Origin of the sequence: Parasutterella muris (genome assembly GCF_943193095.1) — a bacterium.
GTDB classification, from domain to species: domain Bacteria; phylum Pseudomonadota; class Gammaproteobacteria; order Burkholderiales; family Burkholderiaceae_F; genus Parasutterella; species Parasutterella muris.
This window is the reverse complement of the sequence record NZ_CALPCV010000018.1, coordinates 1-17,765: the sequence shown is the minus strand read 5'-3', so window position 1 is coordinate 17,765 and position 17,765 is coordinate 1. Positions and strand designations below refer to the sequence as shown.

Annotated in this window: 20 protein-coding genes and 3 tRNA genes; 17 read left to right on the top strand and 6 right to left on the bottom strand. The window is 52.3% G+C overall.

Annotation, left to right across the window (positions count from 1 at the left end; translation table 11 throughout):
• Positions 1-5: 5 nt before the first annotated feature.
• The 8 genes from secY to NFR90_RS07560 all read left to right on the top strand — a co-directional run bounded on the left by secY (position 6) and on the right by NFR90_RS07560 (position 5,358).
• On the top strand, positions 6-1,334 hold the full coding sequence (secY, locus tag NFR90_RS07595) for a preprotein translocase subunit SecY (protein WP_160335518.1): 1,329 nt from the start codon (positions 6-8) through the stop codon (positions 1,332-1,334).
• A 152-nt stretch (positions 1,335-1,486) separates the two neighbouring features.
• Positions 1,487-1,600, top strand: a complete 114-nt coding sequence (rpmJ, locus tag NFR90_RS07590) for a 50S ribosomal protein L36 (RefSeq protein WP_008810441.1) — start codon at positions 1,487-1,489, stop codon at positions 1,598-1,600.
• Positions 1,601-1,611: 11 nt separating this feature from the next.
• Positions 1,612-1,977 carry a 30S ribosomal protein S13 gene (gene rpsM / locus NFR90_RS07585; RefSeq protein ID WP_160335519.1) on the top strand — a complete coding sequence of 122 codons (366 nt, stop codon included), beginning with the start codon at positions 1,612-1,614 and terminating at the stop codon, positions 1,975-1,977.
• Positions 1,978-1,991: 14 nt separating this feature from the next.
• The gene (rpsK, locus tag NFR90_RS07580; protein WP_008810443.1) at positions 1,992-2,405 is read left to right on the top strand and encodes a 30S ribosomal protein S11; all 414 of its coding nucleotides are present in this window, start codon (positions 1,992-1,994) and stop codon (positions 2,403-2,405) included.
• 68 nt (positions 2,406-2,473) lie between these two features.
• Positions 2,474-3,097: a 30S ribosomal protein S4 gene (gene rpsD / locus NFR90_RS07575; RefSeq protein ID WP_160335520.1), complete on the top strand. Its 624-nt coding sequence runs from the start codon at positions 2,474-2,476 to the stop codon at positions 3,095-3,097.
• Positions 3,098-3,250: 153 nt separating this feature from the next.
• The gene (locus NFR90_RS07570) at positions 3,251-4,312 is read left to right on the top strand and encodes a DNA-directed RNA polymerase subunit alpha (protein WP_251452022.1); all 1,062 of its coding nucleotides are present in this window, start codon (positions 3,251-3,253) and stop codon (positions 4,310-4,312) included.
• 156 nt (positions 4,313-4,468) lie between these two features.
• Complete coding sequence (gene rplQ, locus NFR90_RS07565; RefSeq protein ID WP_251452020.1) at positions 4,469-4,867, top strand: 50S ribosomal protein L17; 399 nt, start codon at positions 4,469-4,471, stop codon at positions 4,865-4,867.
• Positions 4,868-4,938: 71 nt separating this feature from the next.
• Positions 4,939-5,358, top strand: coding sequence for an RNA-binding S4 domain-containing protein (locus NFR90_RS07560; protein WP_251452018.1), 420 nt, complete (start codon positions 4,939-4,941; stop codon positions 5,356-5,358).
• A gap of 58 nt (positions 5,359-5,416) precedes the next feature.
• On the opposite strand, the gene hemB is transcribed toward NFR90_RS07560, so the two are convergent.
• The 6 genes from hemB to lptM form a co-directional block, all read right to left on the bottom strand.
• Complete coding sequence (gene hemB / locus NFR90_RS07555) at positions 5,417-6,430, bottom strand: porphobilinogen synthase (RefSeq protein WP_251452002.1); 1,014 nt, start codon at positions 6,428-6,430, stop codon at positions 5,417-5,419.
• Between the two features lie 68 nt (positions 6,431-6,498).
• Complete coding sequence (gene yihA / locus NFR90_RS07550; protein WP_160335525.1) at positions 6,499-7,137, bottom strand: ribosome biogenesis GTP-binding protein YihA/YsxC; 639 nt, start codon at positions 7,135-7,137, stop codon at positions 6,499-6,501.
• A 121-nt stretch (positions 7,138-7,258) separates the two neighbouring features.
• On the bottom strand, positions 7,259-8,392 hold the full coding sequence (ppk2, locus tag NFR90_RS07545; protein ID WP_251451999.1) for a polyphosphate kinase 2: 1,134 nt from the start codon (positions 8,390-8,392) through the stop codon (positions 7,259-7,261).
• 138 nt (positions 8,393-8,530) lie between these two features.
• The gene (locus tag NFR90_RS07540; RefSeq protein ID WP_251451996.1) at positions 8,531-9,571 is read right to left on the bottom strand and encodes a GMP reductase; all 1,041 of its coding nucleotides are present in this window, start codon (positions 9,569-9,571) and stop codon (positions 8,531-8,533) included.
• A gap of 135 nt (positions 9,572-9,706) precedes the next feature.
• Positions 9,707-10,987: a diaminopimelate decarboxylase gene (gene lysA / locus NFR90_RS07535; RefSeq protein ID WP_251451993.1), complete on the bottom strand. Its 1,281-nt coding sequence runs from the start codon at positions 10,985-10,987 to the stop codon at positions 9,707-9,709.
• A 42-nt stretch (positions 10,988-11,029) separates the two neighbouring features.
• Entirely contained in the window at positions 11,030-11,449 is a 420-nt protein-coding gene (lptM, locus tag NFR90_RS07530; protein ID WP_251451990.1) for an LPS translocon maturation chaperone LptM, read from the bottom strand.
• On the opposite strand from lptM, the gene cyaY reads away from it, so the two are divergent.
• The 9 genes from cyaY (at position 11,448) to NFR90_RS07485 (ending at position 17,562) form a co-directional block, all read left to right on the top strand.
• A complete protein-coding gene (gene cyaY / locus NFR90_RS07525; protein ID WP_251451987.1) occupies positions 11,448-11,741 on the top strand; it encodes an iron donor protein CyaY in 294 nt (97 codons plus the stop codon). The genes lptM and cyaY overlap by 2 nt on opposite strands.
• Entirely contained in the window at positions 11,738-12,583 is an 846-nt protein-coding gene (gene folP, locus NFR90_RS07520; protein ID WP_251451984.1) for a dihydropteroate synthase, read from the top strand. The genes cyaY and folP overlap by 4 nt, the downstream gene beginning before the upstream one ends.
• Positions 12,580-13,917: a phosphoglucosamine mutase gene (gene glmM, locus NFR90_RS07515; RefSeq protein ID WP_251451979.1), complete on the top strand. Its 1,338-nt coding sequence runs from the start codon at positions 12,580-12,582 to the stop codon at positions 13,915-13,917. Before folP ends, glmM begins: the two co-directional genes overlap by 4 nt.
• A 20-nt stretch (positions 13,918-13,937) precedes the next feature.
• On the top strand, positions 13,938-14,645 hold the full coding sequence (locus NFR90_RS07510) for a response regulator (protein ID WP_160335531.1): 708 nt from the start codon (positions 13,938-13,940) through the stop codon (positions 14,643-14,645).
• Positions 14,642-16,006, top strand: coding sequence for a phosphate regulon sensor histidine kinase PhoR (gene phoR / locus NFR90_RS07505; RefSeq protein ID WP_251451976.1), 1,365 nt, complete (start codon positions 14,642-14,644; stop codon positions 16,004-16,006). Before NFR90_RS07510 ends, phoR begins: the two co-directional genes overlap by 4 nt.
• Before the next feature lie 33 nt (positions 16,007-16,039).
• The gene (locus tag NFR90_RS07500) at positions 16,040-17,158 is read left to right on the top strand and encodes an HNH endonuclease domain-containing protein (protein ID WP_251451973.1); all 1,119 of its coding nucleotides are present in this window, start codon (positions 16,040-16,042) and stop codon (positions 17,156-17,158) included.
• 140 nt (positions 17,159-17,298) lie between these two features.
• Positions 17,299-17,375 (top strand) — tRNA-Pro (locus NFR90_RS07495).
• 24 nt (positions 17,376-17,399) lie between these two features.
• Positions 17,400-17,476: transfer RNA gene (locus NFR90_RS07490), tRNA-Arg, on the top strand.
• Positions 17,477-17,486: 10 nt separating this feature from the next.
• Positions 17,487-17,562 (top strand) — tRNA-His (locus tag NFR90_RS07485).
• Positions 17,563-17,765: the final 203 nt, after the last annotated feature.

The following is a 17,765-nucleotide window of genomic DNA, read 5'->3' as shown; positions in this document are numbered from 1 at the left end:
TAAACGTGGCCAAGAACATTCCGGCGAAAGCCAGCAGCAAGTACGGCGATTTATATCGACGAGTAATTTTTCTTGTATTGGCTCTCGTTGTTTATCGTATCGGCACGCATATTCCGGTTCCCGGTATCGATCCAGATACCTTAAAAGAGCTGTTTAATCAGCAGCAGGGCGGCATCTTAGGGCTGTTCAACATGTTCTCGGGCGGCGCCCTGTCCCGTTTCTCCGTTTTCGCGCTTGGTATCATGCCGTACATTTCGGCATCGATTATCATGCAGATGCTTTCTTACGTACTTCCCTCTCTGGAGAGTCTGCGTAAGGAAGGCGAATCCGGAAGAAGAAAGATCACGCAGTACACTCGTTACGGCACACTTCTTTTGGGCACATTCCAGGCGTTAGGTATTGCCGTCGCTTTGGAAACGCAGCCCGGCCTGGTCATTGATCCGGGCTTCTTCTTCCGCTTTGTCTGTGTTGTTTCTCTCGTTACCGGCACCATGTTCCTCATGTGGCTTGGCGAGCAAATTACAGAGCGCGGAATCGGCAACGGCATTTCGATCATCATTTTCGCAGGTATCGTTGCGGGTCTGCCCGCTGCGGTAAGCGGTCTTTTCCAGTTGGTTTCCACCGGCGCGATCGGACCTCTGTCTGCGATTTTCATCATTGCGATCGTGATGCTCGTTACGGCATTTGTGGTCTTTATGGAAAGAGGCCAGCGCCGTATTACAGTTAACTATGCCAAGCGTCAGGTCGGCAACAAGATTTACGGCGGTCAGAGTTCGTATCTTCCTTTGAAGATCAACATGGCCAACGTGATTCCTCCGATCTTTGCTTCTTCGCTGATTCTCTTCCCGGCTACCTTAGCCAGTTGGTTTACCAGCGGAGAGAGCACACGCTGGATTCGTGACCTTGCGGCTTCTCTTTCCCCGGGTCAACCGATTTATACACTGCTCTATGCAGCTCTGATTGTATTCTTTGCTTACTTCTACACGGCTTTGGTTTTCAATCCGCGTGAGACAGCTGAGAATCTTAAGAAGAGCGGTGCCTTTGTACCGGGTATTCGTCCGGGTGAACAGACATCCCGCTATATTGACAAAGTTCTGCTTCGTCTGACACTTGCGGGTTCCATCTATCTGGTCTTTGTCTGTTTGGTTCCTGAGTTCCTCAATCTGCGCTTTAACGTTCCGTTCTATTTCGGCGGCACATCACTTCTGATCGTTGTCGTCGTGACGATGGACTTTATGAGTCAGGTTCAGGCTTATCTCATGAGTCATCAATACGAATCGCTGCTGAAGAAGACAAACTTCCGAGGCTTCGGTCCCGGTTCACTTCCCCGTTAACGGGTTGTAACCAGTCAATAATTTGCAGAAAAGAGCGGGATTAGATATAATCCCGCTCCTTATGCATTACTCTGCGATTTGCACTACATTTTGCAGGGACAGTTCTGTATGAGGTTCTTCGCGAGAGGCCTCGTGCACTTTTGGAGATAACTATGAAAGTAAACGCTTCGGTCAAAAAAATGTGCCGCAAGTGCAAGATCATCAAGCGCAAAGGCGTGGTCCGCGTGATCTGCTCGGATCCTCGTCATAAACAGCGCCAAGGCTAAAGAGGTAAATAATGGCTCGTATCGCCGGTATTAACATTCCGCCGAATCAGCACGCTGAAATCGGCTTAACCGCCATCTATGGCATCGGTCGTCCCCGTGCCCGTGAAATTTTGAATGCGGTTGGTGTTGACACAACTAAGAAGGTCAAAGACCTGACAGACGCAGAACTTGAAAAAATTCGTGATGCGATCAGCAAGCTGACTGTCGAAGGCGACCTTCGTCGTGAAGTTCAATTGTCAATTAAGCGCCTTATTGACTTAGGTACCTACAGAGGTATGCGTCATCGTCGCGGTCTGCCCGTTCGCGGTCAGCGCACCCGTACGAATGCTCGTACCCGCAAGGGACCGAAGAAAGCTGGCGTCGCACTTAAGAAATAAGGTAAAGGACGACTATGGCAGGAAAGATTCCTAACGCGCAGCAGATTGCTGCTCAGCGCGCTCGCAGAAAAGTTAAGAAAGTCGTGACAGAAGGCATTGCCCACGTTCACGCTTCCTTCAACAATACAATCATCACAATTACTGACCGTCAGGGCAACGCGATTGCTGCGTCCAGCTCCGGCGCTCAGGGTTTCAAAGGCTCTCGTAAGTCCACTCCGTTTGCAGCTCAGGTTGCAGCAGAGCAGGCCGGCCGTCATGCCCTTGAATATGGCTTAAAGAACGTTGAAGTCCGTATTACCGGACCCGGACCCGGCCGCGAATCCAGTGTTCGCGCGCTCAACGCTCTTGGTATTCGCGTCACTTCCATTCAGGACGTTACTCCCGTTCCTCACAACGGTGTTCGTCCTTCGAAGCGTCGCCGTGTTTAATAACTAATTCCCGCGTTAATCAGCAAACTGATTAACTGAATGTGGAAGACACAGGATAAGAGAAAAAAATGGCTCGTTATACCGGACCTAAAGAAAAGCTCGCACGCCGTGAAGGCTGCGACTTGAATCTCAAGAGCGCTGTTCGCTCTTTTGATTCCAAATGCAAACACGAATATGCCCCGGGTCAGCATGGCCGCACCTCCGGTGCTCGTCTCTCTGACTACGGTGCTCAGCTTCGTGAAAAGCAGAAAGTTAAACGTATGTACGGCGTTCTCGAACGTCAGTTCAGACTTTATTTCGCCAAAGCCGCCAGAAAACGCGGCAACACCGGCGAGCAGCTCCTCAGCCTGCTTGAAAGACGTCTGGACAATGTTGTCTATCGTATGGGCTTCGGCTGCACACGTGCTGAAGCACGTCAGCTGGTTTCCCACTGCGCTATCAGCGTCAACGGCAACAAAGTCAATATTCCTTCTTACTTAGTTAAAGAAGGCGACGTCATCGCCGTCCGTGAAAAAGCCAAGAATCAGGAACGTATTGTTAACAGCCTGAAACTGGCAGAAACCGGTGGTTTCCCGGACTGGGTTTCCGTTGATGTAAACAAGAAGGAAGGAACATTCAAGCATGTTCCGGCCCGTGACGAAATCGCTCACGACGTCAACGAATCTCTGATTGTTGAATTGTATTCTCGCTAAACTTGCAGTACCGCGGCAGTGTAGTGCGCTGCCGCATAGTTTCACCACGCGATCTCATCCTTTGGGGCTGAGATCGTCGTGTCGTTTAAGGCCCCAACATTCCTACAGCCTTATCGGTGTAACGAGCCGAGGGTATTGTTAGAAGGAAAACTAATGTCTGTTAATGCTCTGCTTAAGCCGCGCAGCATCGAAGTCGAAGCTGTTGACGGCAATCCTTATTCCGCCACCGTAACGATGGAACCGTTTGAAACCGGTTACGCCCATACGCTTGGCAACGCGCTTCGTCGTGTTCTTCTCAGCTCCATGGTCGGCTTTGCTCCGACTGAAGCTCAGATTGCCGGTGTTGTTCACGAATACAGCCAGATTGACGGTGTTAAGGAAGACGTTGTTGACATTCTTCTTAACGTCAAGGGCGTGATTTTCAAACTCGAGAACCGTGATGAAGTCACCGTAACGCTGCGTCGTGAAGGCCAGGGTGTTGTGACAGCGGCCGACTTTGATCTGCCTCATGACTGCACGATTCTCAACCCTGACCATGTGATTGCAAATCTTTCTGGCGGAAAGATCGACATGCAGCTCAAGGTTGAAAAAGGCCGCGGCTATCAGCCGGGCGACATGAGAGCTCTGAAAGACGACTACAGCAAGGGAACGATTGGCCGCATCATTATGGATGCTTCCTTCTCCCCGATTCTTCGCGTCGCCTATAAGGTTGAAAACGCTCGTGTTGAACAGCGTACTGACCTTGACAAGCTCGTTATGTCCATTGAAACGAACGGCGCTATTCTTCCGGAAGAAGCCCTTCGTCAGGCCGCTCACATTCTTCAGGATCAGCTTTCCGTCTTTGGCGGACTGCCGACCATTGGCGCCGAGCCTCCCGCTCCCGCGCCCATCTTCAGCAGCACCAGTGGTGTCACTGTTGAAGAGCCTGTTGTCAAACCTCAGCCTCCGGTTGATCCGATCCTTCGCCGTCCGGTTGATCCGATCCTTCGCCGTCCGGTTGACGATCTTGAACTCACCGTTCGTTCTGCGAACTGCCTGAAAGCCGAAAACATTTACTACATCGGCGATCTGATCCAAAGAACAGAAAACGAACTTCTCAAGACTCCGAACCTCGGACGCAAGTCGCTCAATGAGATTAAGGAAGTCCTGGCTGCGCACGGTCTGACACTCGGCATGAAGCTTGAGAACTGGCCTCCTGTTGGTCTCGACCACTAAGAACATTTTGTAGTATTTGTTTTACTTCGATATTTTTAAAATTTTATTCAGCTCGGCTATAATGCCGAGCTCACCCGCCCGCTCCGAAAGGAGATAGAAGAGACGGGAGATGCCCAAGCGGCACCCTAACTAGACTTTTTATTAAGGAATTTGAAAATGCGTCATAAACTCGGTCTTCGCAAACTGAATCGTACATCTGCCCATCGTCTGGCCATGCTCCGCAACATGACCAATTCTCTGCTGCGTCATGAAGCCATCAAGACAACTCTGCCGAAAGCCAAAGAGCTTCGTCGTGTTGTTGAGCCGATGATCACTCTTGCCAAAGAGCCGACAGTTGCGAACAAGCGTCTCGCATTTAACCGTCTTCGTGATCGCGAAATCGTTGTCAAGCTGTTCAACGAAATCGGACCGATGTTCAAGGATCGTAAGGGCGGCTACACTCGTATCCTGAAGATGGGCTATCGCGTTGGCGACAATGCTCCTCTCGCTTACGTTGAACTCGTTCAGAAGACAACCGACGCTGCTCCCGCCAAGGAAGAAGCCAAGGCTGAATAATCTCTGACATAGAGACGGAACAAGGTAAAGGCTCGCAAATGCGGGCCTTTGCTGTACCTGCAGGATAGAAAATGAAGAAAAACGAGATTGAAGACAGTGACGTTCGCCTGGACAAATGGCTTTGGGCCGCGCGTTTTTACAAGACACGCACGCTGTCTCAGGACAATATTGAGCTTGGCCGCGTACGGATGAACGGCGTACGGCTGAAAGCGAGCAAGACGGTCAAGGTCGGCGAGAAGCTGGAGATTATTCGGGGCGAGGAGCGTTTTGAAGTGATCGTTAAGGCTCTGTCCGGAAAGCGCGGAAACGCAGTCGCAGCGCAGGCACTTTATGAAGAAACGCCGGAAAGCCTCCAAAAACGACTTCTGATACGCGAAAACAGCAAGATGATGCCGATGCCAGGCAGTGACTATCACGGCCGTCCTACGAAGCGTGACGGGCGGAAAATCAGGAAATTCATTGAAGGCTTTAATCCTTCAAAGGACATTTAAAAGAAAAGGAGCGAATCCGTTTTGGACCGCTCCTTAAATTTTTACTGCGCTTGTCGGCTTACCTTCTGCCTTCTTCGGCGAGCCAGCGGGCTGCCTGCGGAGCAAAGTACGTCAGGATGCCGTCTGCGCCTGCACGCTTGAAGCAGACGAGAGACTCCATGATGGCTTTCTTTTCGTCGAGCCAGCCGTTCCGGATGGCAGCCATCAGCATGGCGTATTCTCCGCTCACCTGATAGACGTAAGTCGGGGCGAGGAACTCCTGTTTGACGCGCCAAAGAACATCAAGGTACGGCATACCGGGTTTCACCATGACCATATCGGCGCCTTCAGCCAGATCAAGACCAACTTCCCAAAGCGCTTCGTTGGTGTTTGCCGGATCCTGCTGATAAACCGCTTTATTGCTTCTTCCAAGGTTGGAAGAGGAGCCGACGGCGTCGCGGAAAGGACCGTAGAAGCAGGAAGCGTATTTGGCGGAGTAAGCCATAATCTTGGTGTAGATCAAACCTCTCTTTTCCAGCTCCTGACGGATGATGCCGATACGGCCGTCCATCATGTCGGACGGAGCAACGATATCGGCTCCGGCTTCTGCCTGAGCGAGGGACTGACGAACCAGCATTTCGATGGTTTCGTCATTGAGGATGAATCCGGTTTCGTCAATCAGGCCGTCCTGCCCGTGTGTTGTGTAAGGATCAAGTGCCACATCGCACATAACGCCGAGTTCCGGGAAATGTTCTTTGAGCGCCCGCACTGTGCGCGGAATTAAACCGTCAGGGTTGGCAGCTTCGGAACCGTCCGGTGTCTTGAGACTGTCTTCTATTGAAGGGAAAAGCGCCATGACGGGAATGCCGAGCTTGACGCATTCTTCAGCCTGTTTCAGCAGAAGATCGATAGAAAGACGTTCCACTCCGGGAAGAGAGGGAACTTTTACGCGGGTGTTTGTCCCCTCTGTGACGAAAACGGGATAGATAAGGTCGTCAACACTCAGCCGGCTTTCACGCATCAGTCGTCTGGAGAAATCGTCGTGGCGCATTCTGCGCATTCTTACGGAAGGAAACTGTCCTAATGTCTGCATAATTTCGAATGAGTTGAAGTTAGAAATAATCTACTCGGTGATCATAGAACCGCTGAGTGAAATGAAAATTAAGGGTAGGGCTGATTAAGCCAGCCGCTCAGGACTTTTTGAAGCTGCTCGACGCCTTCTTTCTTGAGACCGGAGAAAAGCTGTACGGAGACTTGAGGGCCGATTTCCGCGGCTCGTTTCTGAGCGATATTTAAAGCGGCGCGTCTTTCCATGTTCTTGAGCTGATCCGCTTTATTCAGAAGGAAGTGGAGTTTAAGCTCCGGACGGAACGAGATGAAGTCGAGCAGGAATTCGTCGGCCGGCATAAAGGGTCTTCTGGCATCCATCACGACAACCATGCCGGTGAGCTGAGGGCGCTGCTGTACGTAGCCGCCGACGAGTCCTTCCCAATTTTTACGTGTTTCCGGAGACGCTTTTGCAAAGCCGTAGCCGGGGAGGTCCACAAAGAAGCCGACCGGTTTTCTTTCTCGCGGCTTAAGTCCTTTGACGGACAGCTCAAAAAAATTCAGCAGCTGAGTGCGTCCCGGAGTTTTAGAAGAGAACGCAAGGCGCACCTGACGCGTTAAGACATTAATCGCTGTCGATTTACCGGCGTTGGAACGACCTGCGAATGCGATTTCCGGAAGATCCGTGTCCGGAAGTCCGTCGAGCTCGGAGACGGACATGACGAACTTTGCGGAATCAAACAAAGCGCTCATAAAAACAAAATTCCTTCTGAAGAGTTGAAGCTCTGCGGCGGTCATGCAGGCAGAGCTTCGATTGATAAATTAGGGAGAGTGTAATTCCAAATTCGGCTTAAAGTCCCATTTACTGCGTAAGCTACTTTTCAATAGAGCCTGTGATGGAATTTGCGCGGTAGACGATTCTCGGATCCACTTCCCCGATGACGCTCAGATCGCGTCCGGTGTAGTCGATATTGCTCAGTACTAATCGGATGGCATTGATACGCGCGCGCATTTTGTCGTCACTTTCAATAACGGTCCAGGGAGCGTCCTGAGTGTCGGTCTCGAAGAACATCTTATGAATGGCTTTGGTGTAGTCATCCCATTTGGAAAGAGAAGCAAGATCGACCGGAGAAAGCTTCCACTGTTTGAGCGGGTCTTTTCTGCGCTGTTTGAAGCGGCGTTTTTGTTCCTTGCGGGAAACGTCGAGCCAGAACTTGAAAAGAATAATTCCGCTCGAAAGGATATTTTTCTCAAAGCTTGGCACTTCCTTGATGAACGTCTCGTACTGATCCCGAGTGCAGAAACCCATTACCGGTTCAACGACGGCTCGGTTGTACCAGGAGCGGTCGAAGAAAACCATTTCTCCTTTGGTTGGGAGATGCGCGACATAGCGCTGGAAGTACCACTGGCCGGATTCCGTTTCTGTCGGTTTAGGCAGAGCCGCGACGCGCGCAAAGCGCGGGTTGAGATGCTCAATGAAACGCTGAATGGTGCCGCCTTTGCCCGCGGCGTCACGTCCTTCGAAGATGAGGACAATTTTTTTGCCTTTTTTCTGTACCCAATTCTGCAGCTTGATCAGTTCAATCTGCAGCTGACGAATCTGTTTGTTGTACAGATCTCTGTTGTAGCCGTTCAGATAAGGATATTCACCGGGTTTGAGATCCGGCTTGAGCGCGTCCATTTCTTTGACGCTGCTGATTTTCTTGTCAAAGCGTTTGGCCTCATGCTGAATCAGGGCGGTTAGAAGCCGCTCTTTTCCTTCCTGAGTTAATTGCTCAAGCAGGTCGTTGGAAAGTTTGTATGCGTCGTTTGTCTGAGTGGTGCGCAGGTACTGCTTGAGGTACTGATAGGGATCCTCGTAGCCTCCGAGGTCGAACTTAGAATCTTCCAGAGAGACGTCGGCCTTTTCCAGCACCTGCGGCGACTCTCCGCCGACGGATTCCTGTGTCGGAGCGTCTTTTGTTTTTGGTGCAGAACGAATGATTTTGCGTTTAGAAATTTTTACCACGATAGTCCCCTCTCACTATGCTGAGGCGTAATGTACTGAGCTTAACCTGTGAAAGAGGATCAGCGGGGGCATCTCCCATCAAATCAGGCAGTTAAAAAAAGCGGCCGCATGAATCGGCCGCTCGGGATTCGGAAAGGATTATGACTTACCGAAGACTTCGTTGAGTTGCTGCGTGACGCGTACGAACGTAGTACGTTTGGTCAGCTCCTTGAGTCGGCGCGCCCCGACGTAAGTGCAGGCGGAGCGGACGCCGCCGAGGATATCCTGCACGGCGTGTTCGACCGGGCCGCGGTCTTCGAGCAGAACGGTTTTGCCTTCGGCAGCTCTGTACTTTGCGACGCCGCCGGAGTATTTATCCATTGCGGATTTGCTGCTCATGCCGTAGAAGGCGCGGTAGATTTTGCCGTCTTTTTCGATCGTTTCGCCGCCGCTTTCCGTGTGTCCGGCGAGCATACCGCCGAGCATGACGAAGTCAGCGCCGCCTCCGAACGCCTTAGCGATGTCACCCGGGGTGGTGCATCCGCCGTCGGCGCAGATCAGGCCGCCAAGGCCGTGCGCGGCATCCGCGCATTCGATGATGGCTGACAGCTGAGGATAGCCGACGCCGGTCATTTTGCGTGTGGTGCAGACGGAGCCGGGACCGATGCCGACTTTAACGATGTCGGCTCCGGCGAGAATCAGCTCTTCGGTCATATCACCCGTAACGACGTTGCCGGCCATGATGGCGATGTGCGGGAACTTCTCACGGATTTTGGAGACGAAGTCGACGAAGATTTCCGTATAGCCGTTTGCCACGTCGATACAGAGGTACTGGATCGCGTCCGGCGCTTTTTCCATAACAAAGCTGAATTTTTCCATATCGGCAGCGGTAATGCCCATGGAGTAAAAGGCAGCCGACTTTCTTTTCAGACCATTAAAGAAGGAGATGTACTCTTCCGGTTGGTAATGCTTATGCAGCGCGACGGAAAGGCCGTGTTTTTCAAGGGCTTCGGCCATTTTGAAGGTTCCGGTGGTGTCCATGTTGGCCGCGATGATCGGAATGCCGCTGTATTCCACACCGCTGTTGCGCAGTGTGAAGGGACGGGTCAGATCGACATTGGAGCGGCTGGAAAGCGTGGAACGTTTGGGGCGGATAAGAACATCTTTGAAGTCAAGCTTAACTTCGTTTTCGATATGCATTGGTTAGATCCTTTTAAACCGTTTTTTACGATTCATTTTGTCATTTTTAGGGCAGCCGATACGCTTGAGCGAATCCGAAAAAGATAACAAACGTAACCAAAAAAAGGCAGGTAACTGCGCCTGCCTTTTGCTTTTTTATCGGGTAAGAAGGATTTCGTCCCGGTAAAGATCTTCGTAGTTTTGCCGTCTTCGGATGAGATGCGCTTCTTCTCCGTTTACAAGCACTTCAGCGGGCAGGCAGCGGGAGTTGTAGTTAGAAGCCATGGTCATACCGTAGGCACCCGCGCTCAGCATGGCGAGGATATCTCCCTGTCTGACGGACAGCAGGCGGTCTTTGCCGAGCCAGTCTCCTGTTTCGCAAACGGGGCCGACCACGTCATAGAAAGCCGCGGATTTATCGTTGGAGGGCGTTACCGGAACGATCTGCATCCATGCCTGGTAAAGGGTGGGACGGATCATATCGTTCATGGCCGCGTCGACCATGATGAAATTTTTAAGCTGACCGCTTTTGAGGAATTCGACTTCCGTGAGGAGGGCGCCGGAGTTGCCGACAAGTGAGCGGCCCGCCTCGAAAATCATTTCCAGATCTCCGTAGCCGCGTCTGACGAGCACTCTTCTGAGCGCGGCCGTGAGTTCTTTAGCGGTAGGGGGCGTTTCCGTCCCGTATTTGATTCCCAAGCCGCCTCCGAAATCGATATGTTTGAGATTGATTCCGTGCTCGGCGAGCTGATCAAGCAGAGTGCAGAGTTTTTCGCAGGCATCGGCAAACGGCGTTGTTTCCGTGATCTGAGATCCGATATGGCAGTCGATGCCGACGACTTCAAGTTCAGGGGCCTGTGAGGCTTTAATGTAAAGGCTGACCGCGTCCTCGTAGGCGATACCGAATTTATTCTTTTTTAAGCCGGTAGAAATATAAGGATGAGTTTTAGCATCCACATCCGGGTTGACGCGGAAGGAGACTCTTGCGCGCAGTTTAAGTTCGGATGCGACCGCGATGATACGGTCGAGTTCCGCGGGCGATTCGATGTTGAAGCATTTGATATCGGCAAGCAGCGCTTCACGAATTTCGCGAACGGTTTTACCGACGCCCGAGAAGATGACTTTACGGGTGTCGCAGCCCGCGGCCTTGACGCGCTGCAGTTCTCCGCCCGAGACGATATCGAATCCGGAGCCGAGTTCTCCGAAAAGTTTAATGATAGAGAGATTGGAGTTCGCTTTAAGGGCGAAGCAGACCAGATGAGGGTAGTCTGCAAGCGCGGACTGATAGGCATTGAACGCACTCACGAGCGCGTGTTTGGAGTAAACGTAGAGCGGTGTTCCGAATTTACGGGCCAGTGTCTCAAGCGAGACGCCCTCGCACCAGAGCGAGCCGTCTTTCCAATAGAAATCCTGATCGTTAGGCAAAGTTAAGTTCATGGCGAATTCTCCGAAAGCGATTTGCAGTGATGATGTTTCGCTTTAGATTGGTTTTGTTGTTTCGCTACTTTCAGTTTCGCCGCTTTCCTCGGAAGGTTTTGTTTTAGTTTCCGAGTCGGTGTTTTTCGGGGCGTCTTCCTGAATTTGTTCATCCGCGCTTAAAGAGACGGGTGAGGCAGAAGCGGCGGCACCGCTTTCGCTGTCCTCGGAGGGCTGCAGCTCTTTTTCAGAGGCGCTGCCTTCAGTGCGAAGGGGCTGCTGACGTTCTTCAACCGGAGCGGGCGCCGGGCCGACCATATCCTGTCCCGTCCACTCGTTAATTTGTTTACCGATACGGGAGAGGTACGAGTCATTCGGGTCCGGAGGGAGATATAACGGACCTTTAATACCGCAGCCTGTCAGGAAAAGGCACGGAAAGAATAGAATTAAGAATCTTTTATGCATAATGGATAAATCTAGCATGATAGAAAGTGATTTTCTGCAGTTGACGGAAAAAACCTTCGAAGAAGCGGAGGCGTTTGCCGACGCGAATTATCCGAACAGTGACTCCTACAGAGAGGACAATGTTTTGACGATTGAGCTTGAAGACGGTCCTTCTGTGGTCATTAATCGGCAGGAGGCGATGCAGGAGATGTGGCTTGCGGCTCCAAGCGGCGGTTTCCATTTCAAACATGACGCGGACGGCTCGCTTCGCTGCACGCGTGACGGCGTGCTGTTTGAGACGTATCTGCAGCGCGCACTGGAGGGCAGATGAAGCGTGTTTGGTTATGCAGAGGCCGAGAGATTGACCTCAGCAGTCCGGTGATCATGGGCATAGTGAATGTGACGCCGGATTCATTTAGTGACGGCGGGAAGTATTACGATCCGCAGCGTGCGATTGAGCATGGCTTTCGTCTGTTAGAGGACGGCGCTGCTATTTTGGATGTAGGCGGCGAGTCCACTCGTCCGGGGGCGCCGGAAGTTTCGACGGAAGAGGAGCTTGAGCGCGTGATTCCCGTGATTGAGGCGCTTGCGGATGCCGGAGCTGCGGTTTCTGTTGACACGAGCAAAGCGGAAGTCATGCGGCAGGCGGCTGAGGCCGGCGCGATCATTATCAATGACGTTTACGCGCTGAGGCAGAAAGGATCTCTGCAGACGGCGGCCGAGAGCGGCTGCGGCGTTTGTCTGATGCATATGCAGGGTGTTCCGAGAACGATGCAGGCTGCGCCCTCCTATCAGAATCTGATTGAAGAGGTTCGTTTATTTCTCAAGGAACGCGCGGATGCGGCGCTTGCGGCGGGCATTGCGGCCAAATCGATTGTTTTGGATCCGGGCTTTGGGTTTGGAAAGACGGTCGGGCAGAACTTTGAGCTGCTTGCGCGCACGCAAGACTTTTTATCGCTTGGCTACTCTCTGCTGTACGGGATGAGCCGCAAATCGAGTCTGGGGGCCGTGACCGGAAAGGCGTCCGCCTCTGAACGCGTCGTTTCGTCGGTCGCCGCGCATCTGTTGGCGGCCGAGCGCGGCGCCTCGATACTGCGGGTGCATGACGCAGCGGAAATGAGAGAAGCGCTGCTGGTTTACGAAGCAATGAAAAACTACAAGGAATGGAAATGAGCAGAAAATATTTCGGGACGGACGGCGTAAGAGGCCGAGTCGGCAATACACCTATTACACCGGAGTTCGCGATGCTTTTAGCGCAGGCCGCAGGAAGAGTGCTGAAGCGCTGGACGCATGACGGAGAAGTCGGTGTATTTATCGGTAAAGACACACGAGTTTCCGGTTATATGCTGGAAGCGGCCATGCAGGCCGGATTTTTAAGTGCGGGTGTCGATGTGATGCTGGGCGGCCCGCTGCCGACGCCAGCAGTTGCCTATTTAACTCGGGCTCAGAGGCTGAACGCCGGTGTTGTGATTTCTGCCTCCCACAATCCTTTTTACGATAACGGCATTAAGTTCTTCTCTTCTAAGGGCACGAAGCTGCCTGATGAGCTGGAGCTGCAGATTGAAAAAGAGATGGACCGCGGCTATCAGTGCGTAGACAGTGCTCAGCTTGGCAAAGCGCGTCGTCTGGATGACGCCTCGGGGCGCTATGTGGAATTCTGCAAGAGTACGTTCCCGAGTGACCGTGATTTGAAAGGACTCAAGATTTATGTTGACTGCGCCAACGGCGCCGCCTATCACATTGCGCCCGATGTTTATCACGAACTTGGCGCGACGGTTGTCTGTGACGGCGATCATCCGGACGGTTTCAACATTAATGAAGGGGTCGGGGCGACGCATACCGATACGCTTCCGCAGCGCGTCGCGAAGGCGGGCTGCGATATCGGCATCGCGCTGGACGGCGACGCTGACCGTCTGATCATGGCGGACTCCGAGAAAGTCTACAACGGTGATCAGCTGCTGTATCTCATCGCCAAGGACCGTTTAGTGAGAAGAGGTCTTGCGGGCGTTGTCGGCACGCTGATGACCAATTTCGCGGTTGAGAAGAAGCTGAAGAGCTTAGGCGTTGCGTTCCACCGCGCCAAGGTCGGTGACCGTTATGTGCTGGAGACGCTGCAGAAAGAAGCTCTGCAGCTGGGCGGCGAGGGTTCCGGCCACCTGATTATTTTAGATAAGCAGACGACGGGCGACGGTATTGTGTCGAGTCTGCAGGTGCTTGCCGTACTGGTTCGCAACCGCACGACGCTTCGGGACGCGCTGGCGGAGGTTTCTCTGACGCCTCAGGTTCTGATTAACCGCAGATATCCGAAAGGTTATGTCTGGACTGATGACGAAAATCTTCAGAGAGCAATTGCCGAGGTGTCTGCCAGGCTTGAAGGCAGGGGCCGTGTTCTGGTGCGCGCCTCCGGAACCGAGCCGCTGGTGCGCGTGATGGTTGAATGCGAAGACGCATCTGAGGCTAAACAGGTTTGCGAGGCGCTTGCCGGACTGATTCCGGCGGGGCAATAAATTTTTATTGAGTCACAGACATGTCGATATCGGTACTGATTGTTGAAGACGAGCCGGCGATTCTCGAGTTGATCTCCTATACGTGTCGTACCTCAGGGTTTCAGGTTCAGAAAGCCTCCAACGTCGGAGAGGCGAGAAGGGCCATTGCGGAGAAGCGTCCGGATTTGATTCTCCTTGACTGGATGCTTCCGGACTGTTCGGGGCTTGACTGGCTGAAGGAGCTGAAGGCGAATCCGACGACGGATAATTTTCCCGTGATCATGCTGACCGCCCGAGGTCAGGAGGATGATCGTGTTAACGGTTTAGAGGCCGGGGCGGACGACTATATTGTCAAACCTTTTTCTCCGCGCGAGCTGATTGCTCGCATTAAAGCGGTGATTCGGCGTAAAGGCGGCAAAGAGGAAGGAGAGGTCATCCGGATTGGGCCGCTTGTCATTGATATTGACCGCTTTGAAGCCCGGGTGAGCGGCGAGCCGCTGCGTTTATCCGCGGTGGAATTTCGGTTTTTAGCGTTATTTGCCAAGCACCCGGGACGTGTTTATTCACGGGCACAGCTTATTGAGCGTATTTGGGGCTTTAGCGCCGACATTGATGAGCGTACCGTTGACGTTCACATGCTGCGGCTTCGCAAGCAGCTTTCGGGAACGGAAGCTGCTGACTTCATTGAAACTGTCCGAGGTTTAGGCTACCGAGCCGCAGCACTTAAATCGTCTCAGGCGAACTCATGATCAACGACTTTTTAAAGTTCGGCTATGCTGCCATTCTGACCGTCATTGTGATTGCTCTGGCGGTGGACTTGGTTTGGGGGTTGGCTGCTGGTCTGGCGGTTGCGCTGTTAGGTCTTTTAGGGCTCTTTCTGCTGCATTTGCGGCGCTTCAAGCGTTTCGTGCTGTGGCTTGAGGGTACGGAGTTGGAAGATTGGCCGAAGTCTGAAGGCGTTTGGGAGAGCATTTACCGCAAGGTATATACCGCACGCAAGAAGACGGAGAAGAATCAAGCGAAGTTGGAAGAAAAAGAGCTCCGCTTTCGCTCCACGCTGAATGATCTTCCGGACGGCGTGGTTCTGATGCGCAAGGACTTTGAGATTCAGTGGATCAATCGCATCGCGGTGCGGGATTTATCTTTAAACAAGCGCCAAGACATCGGGCGCAAGCTTGCTGACGTGATTCATTCGGAAGAGCTGATGACGCATATTCGTTCGGAGAAATGGGGTGAGAGTCTGATGCTTTCTCTTCCGGACGGGCGTACTTTGGAAGTTCGTGTGATTTCCGCCGGGAGCAAGTATACGGTCGTGGTGACGCGCGACATTACAGAGAGCAAGCGCATTGATGATTTCCGGCGGGACTTTGTCGCGAACGTTTCGCATGAACTTCGCACGCCGCTGACGGTCATCAAAGGTTTTCTGGAATTAACGGAGGAGAACTCGACGCTTTCTCAGGAAGATCGTCTGCATTTGAAGATGATGAGCGAGCAGGCTGAGCGCATGAGTTCGCTGGTGGATGATCTTTTGACGCTGTCACGCCTGGAGCGGGACAGTGCGCCCGCGGGGCGAGATCCGATTGACATGCTGGAAGTGATGACGGATGCCGTTGCGGAGGGCCGTATGGTTTCGGGCGGCCGTCATGAGATTCGGATTGACAAAGTTGCCTGTGAGTGGGTTTTAGGCGATCGCAAAGAGCTTCGCAGCGCGGTTACGAATTTAGTGACGAACGCGGTGCGCTATACACCGGAGCATGGCAAAGTTTCCCTCAGCTGGGAGGTGACGGATCAAGGCGGCGTGTTATCGGTTTCTGACAATGGGATTGGCATTGCGCCGGAGGATATTCCGCGCGTGACGGAGCGTTTTTACCGTGTTGACAAGTCGCGTTCGCGCGAGACCGGGGGCACCGGGCTTGGTTTAGCGATTGTGAAGCATGTACTTTTCCGGCATCAGGCTCAGCTGCAGATTGAATCTGAGATTGGCAAAGGCTCCACCTTTAAGATTGTGATTCCGAAGGTTCGTCTTCTTGACGAGGAGGAGGAGCTTTTAGGAGCTCCCGCTGGAGCGGCGGAGCGTTCAGTGATCTCCAAGAGTGATCTGATTCATTAAGAAGGGGACTGAGACATGCCGGATGCAGGCGACATGATTCCATTATCCGACGTTGCGGGTGCGGTTAAGCTTGGTCAGGTGTTTCGGCGTACCACCTCGTCGTACAAATTTCTCTGGTTCTTATCCATTTTAGATTTAGTCGCATCCCGCGATCTGCAGATCGGAAAGGCGCTTCGGCTCAGTATGCCGGAGATTGTTGCGCTAATGATTGCAAAGGCGTGGGTGCCGACGCAGCGTTTTCGATTGAATTTCGGGCACTGGGACAAAATGACTCAGCGCATTGAAGAGCTGAAATCGCTGAAGATTGTGCGTTTGGACGCGGCAGACGACGAACACAGCGTTATCAGAGCGTTGAATTCTTTGAAGTCTGATCAAAAAGCAAAGTATCTGGAAGAGATTTACAAACCACTTACTCGTTATGTTCCGCAGCATTTTCTTTCGCCGTGGTCAGGCAGCGCGGAGAAGGACGATGCGAATTGGGCGCCTTACAGACGTGTTGGCCACTCGGACGAAATAGAGATTTCTTATCCGTGGGCGCAGTATCTTCAGGAAAACTATCAGGTCCTAAAAGGTTTTGCGCTGTGGAAATTTGCCGGTTATTTAGAGGACCGCAATACGAATGTGCCGGGTCTTAACCAGCGGCTTGAGTTTACGGGCGCCAGAGGGTCGCTGTCCGTGCCGACTGAGTTTTGGCGTTCTTATCTGATCAACGGGAAAGTCAAAACCGACATTTACGGGGAACCGATAGTCGAGAGCGATGGGTCGTTCAGTTTTCATCTGGACCATTTCCTTCCGTGGCACTTTGTGATGCACGATCAGATTTGGAATTTGAGCCCGGTGAATTCGAATCTGAACTCTTCGAAAAGCGATCGAATTCCTCAGGTTGATCAGTTCATCAGGCAATTTGCGCTTCAGCAGCAGAAACTGCTGCACTTTCATTTGCAGCGCGAGCAGCAGGAGAAAACCGAGGAGTATTTCTACGCGCAGTACGAGAATTTTTTCGGATGTGAGGTTTCGGTCTTAACGGAAATGCCTGAGACAAGTCTGATTACACTTTTCTCCGATCGATTTCAGCCGATGGAGCGCACTGCGCTGAACATGGGTTTTGAGCGATGGGATAGGGTAATGGCTACTGCATCTATAGGAAATTAAAGGATTTTTTATTGTCAATTCCGCAATGCTGGCATAAATTTATTATATCCTGTAGAATATCGCTTCTGCGCTGAAGTTCGTTTAGAAGCAGATCTTGAAGCAGGGCAAGAAGTTTTATGTTATAGTCTCGGTTCACTTAACGGGGTGTAGCGTAGCCTGGTAGCGCGCCTGCTTTGGGAGCAGGATGTCGGGAGTTCAAATCTCTCCACCCCGACCAAAAGATTTTAGTCCGCAGGAAAATCTGCCCGTAGCTCAGTTGGATAGAGCATCGGCCTTCTAAGCCGAGGGTCACAGGTTCGAATCCTGTCGGGCAGGCCAAGTTTTAGTGGTACGAGTAGCTCAGTTGGTAGAGTCCAGGATTGTGATTCCTGTTGTCGTGGGTTCGAGCCCCATCTCGTACCCCACCGAATTCGGTGGGAAGAGCCGCCTCAGGTTTGAGGCGGCTTTTCTAATTTCAGCGTCAGACACAACCTGAATTCCGTGCCCTCTAGGTGATAAATCTTGGAGGCACGGCTATCTTCAGAGCTTCTATCGTCGCTCTTAGTTTCTTGGGGATTAGGTCCCAGTAAAAAGAGTTTTCTTCGTCAGATTTCCTGCTGGTTACGTC

Coding starts and splice junctions, on each gene's coding strand:
- rpmJ (WP_008810441.1), top strand. CDS start 1,487: ATGAAAGTAAACGCTTCGGTCAAAAAAATGTGCCGCAAGTGCAAGATC.
- rpsM (WP_160335519.1), top strand. CDS start 1,612: ATGGCTCGTATCGCCGGTATTAACATTCCGCCGAATCAGCACGCTGAA.
- rpsK (WP_008810443.1), top strand. CDS start 1,992: ATGGCAGGAAAGATTCCTAACGCGCAGCAGATTGCTGCTCAGCGCGCT.
- rpsD (WP_160335520.1), top strand. CDS start 2,474: ATGGCTCGTTATACCGGACCTAAAGAAAAGCTCGCACGCCGTGAAGGC.
- NFR90_RS07570 (WP_251452022.1), top strand. CDS start 3,251: ATGTCTGTTAATGCTCTGCTTAAGCCGCGCAGCATCGAAGTCGAAGCT.
- rplQ (WP_251452020.1), top strand. CDS start 4,469: ATGCGTCATAAACTCGGTCTTCGCAAACTGAATCGTACATCTGCCCAT.
- NFR90_RS07560 (WP_251452018.1), top strand. CDS start 4,939: ATGAAGAAAAACGAGATTGAAGACAGTGACGTTCGCCTGGACAAATGG.
- hemB (WP_251452002.1), bottom strand. CDS start 6,430: ATGCAGACATTAGGACAGTTTCCTTCCGTAAGAATGCGCAGAATGCGC.
- yihA (WP_160335525.1), bottom strand. CDS start 7,137: ATGAGCGCTTTGTTTGATTCCGCAAAGTTCGTCATGTCCGTCTCCGAG.
- NFR90_RS07540 (WP_251451996.1), bottom strand. CDS start 9,571: ATGCATATCGAAAACGAAGTTAAGCTTGACTTCAAAGATGTTCTTATC.
- lysA (WP_251451993.1), bottom strand. CDS start 10,987: ATGAACTTAACTTTGCCTAACGATCAGGATTTCTATTGGAAAGACGGC.
- cyaY (WP_251451987.1), top strand. CDS start 11,448: ATGATAGAAAGTGATTTTCTGCAGTTGACGGAAAAAACCTTCGAAGAA.
- lptM (WP_251451990.1), bottom strand. CDS start 11,449: ATGCTAGATTTATCCATTATGCATAAAAGATTCTTAATTCTATTCTTT.
- folP (WP_251451984.1), top strand. CDS start 11,738: ATGAAGCGTGTTTGGTTATGCAGAGGCCGAGAGATTGACCTCAGCAGT.
- glmM (WP_251451979.1), top strand. CDS start 12,580: ATGAGCAGAAAATATTTCGGGACGGACGGCGTAAGAGGCCGAGTCGGC.
- NFR90_RS07510 (WP_160335531.1), top strand. CDS start 13,938: ATGTCGATATCGGTACTGATTGTTGAAGACGAGCCGGCGATTCTCGAG.
- phoR (WP_251451976.1), top strand. CDS start 14,642: ATGATCAACGACTTTTTAAAGTTCGGCTATGCTGCCATTCTGACCGTC.
- NFR90_RS07500 (WP_251451973.1), top strand. CDS start 16,040: ATGATTCCATTATCCGACGTTGCGGGTGCGGTTAAGCTTGGTCAGGTG.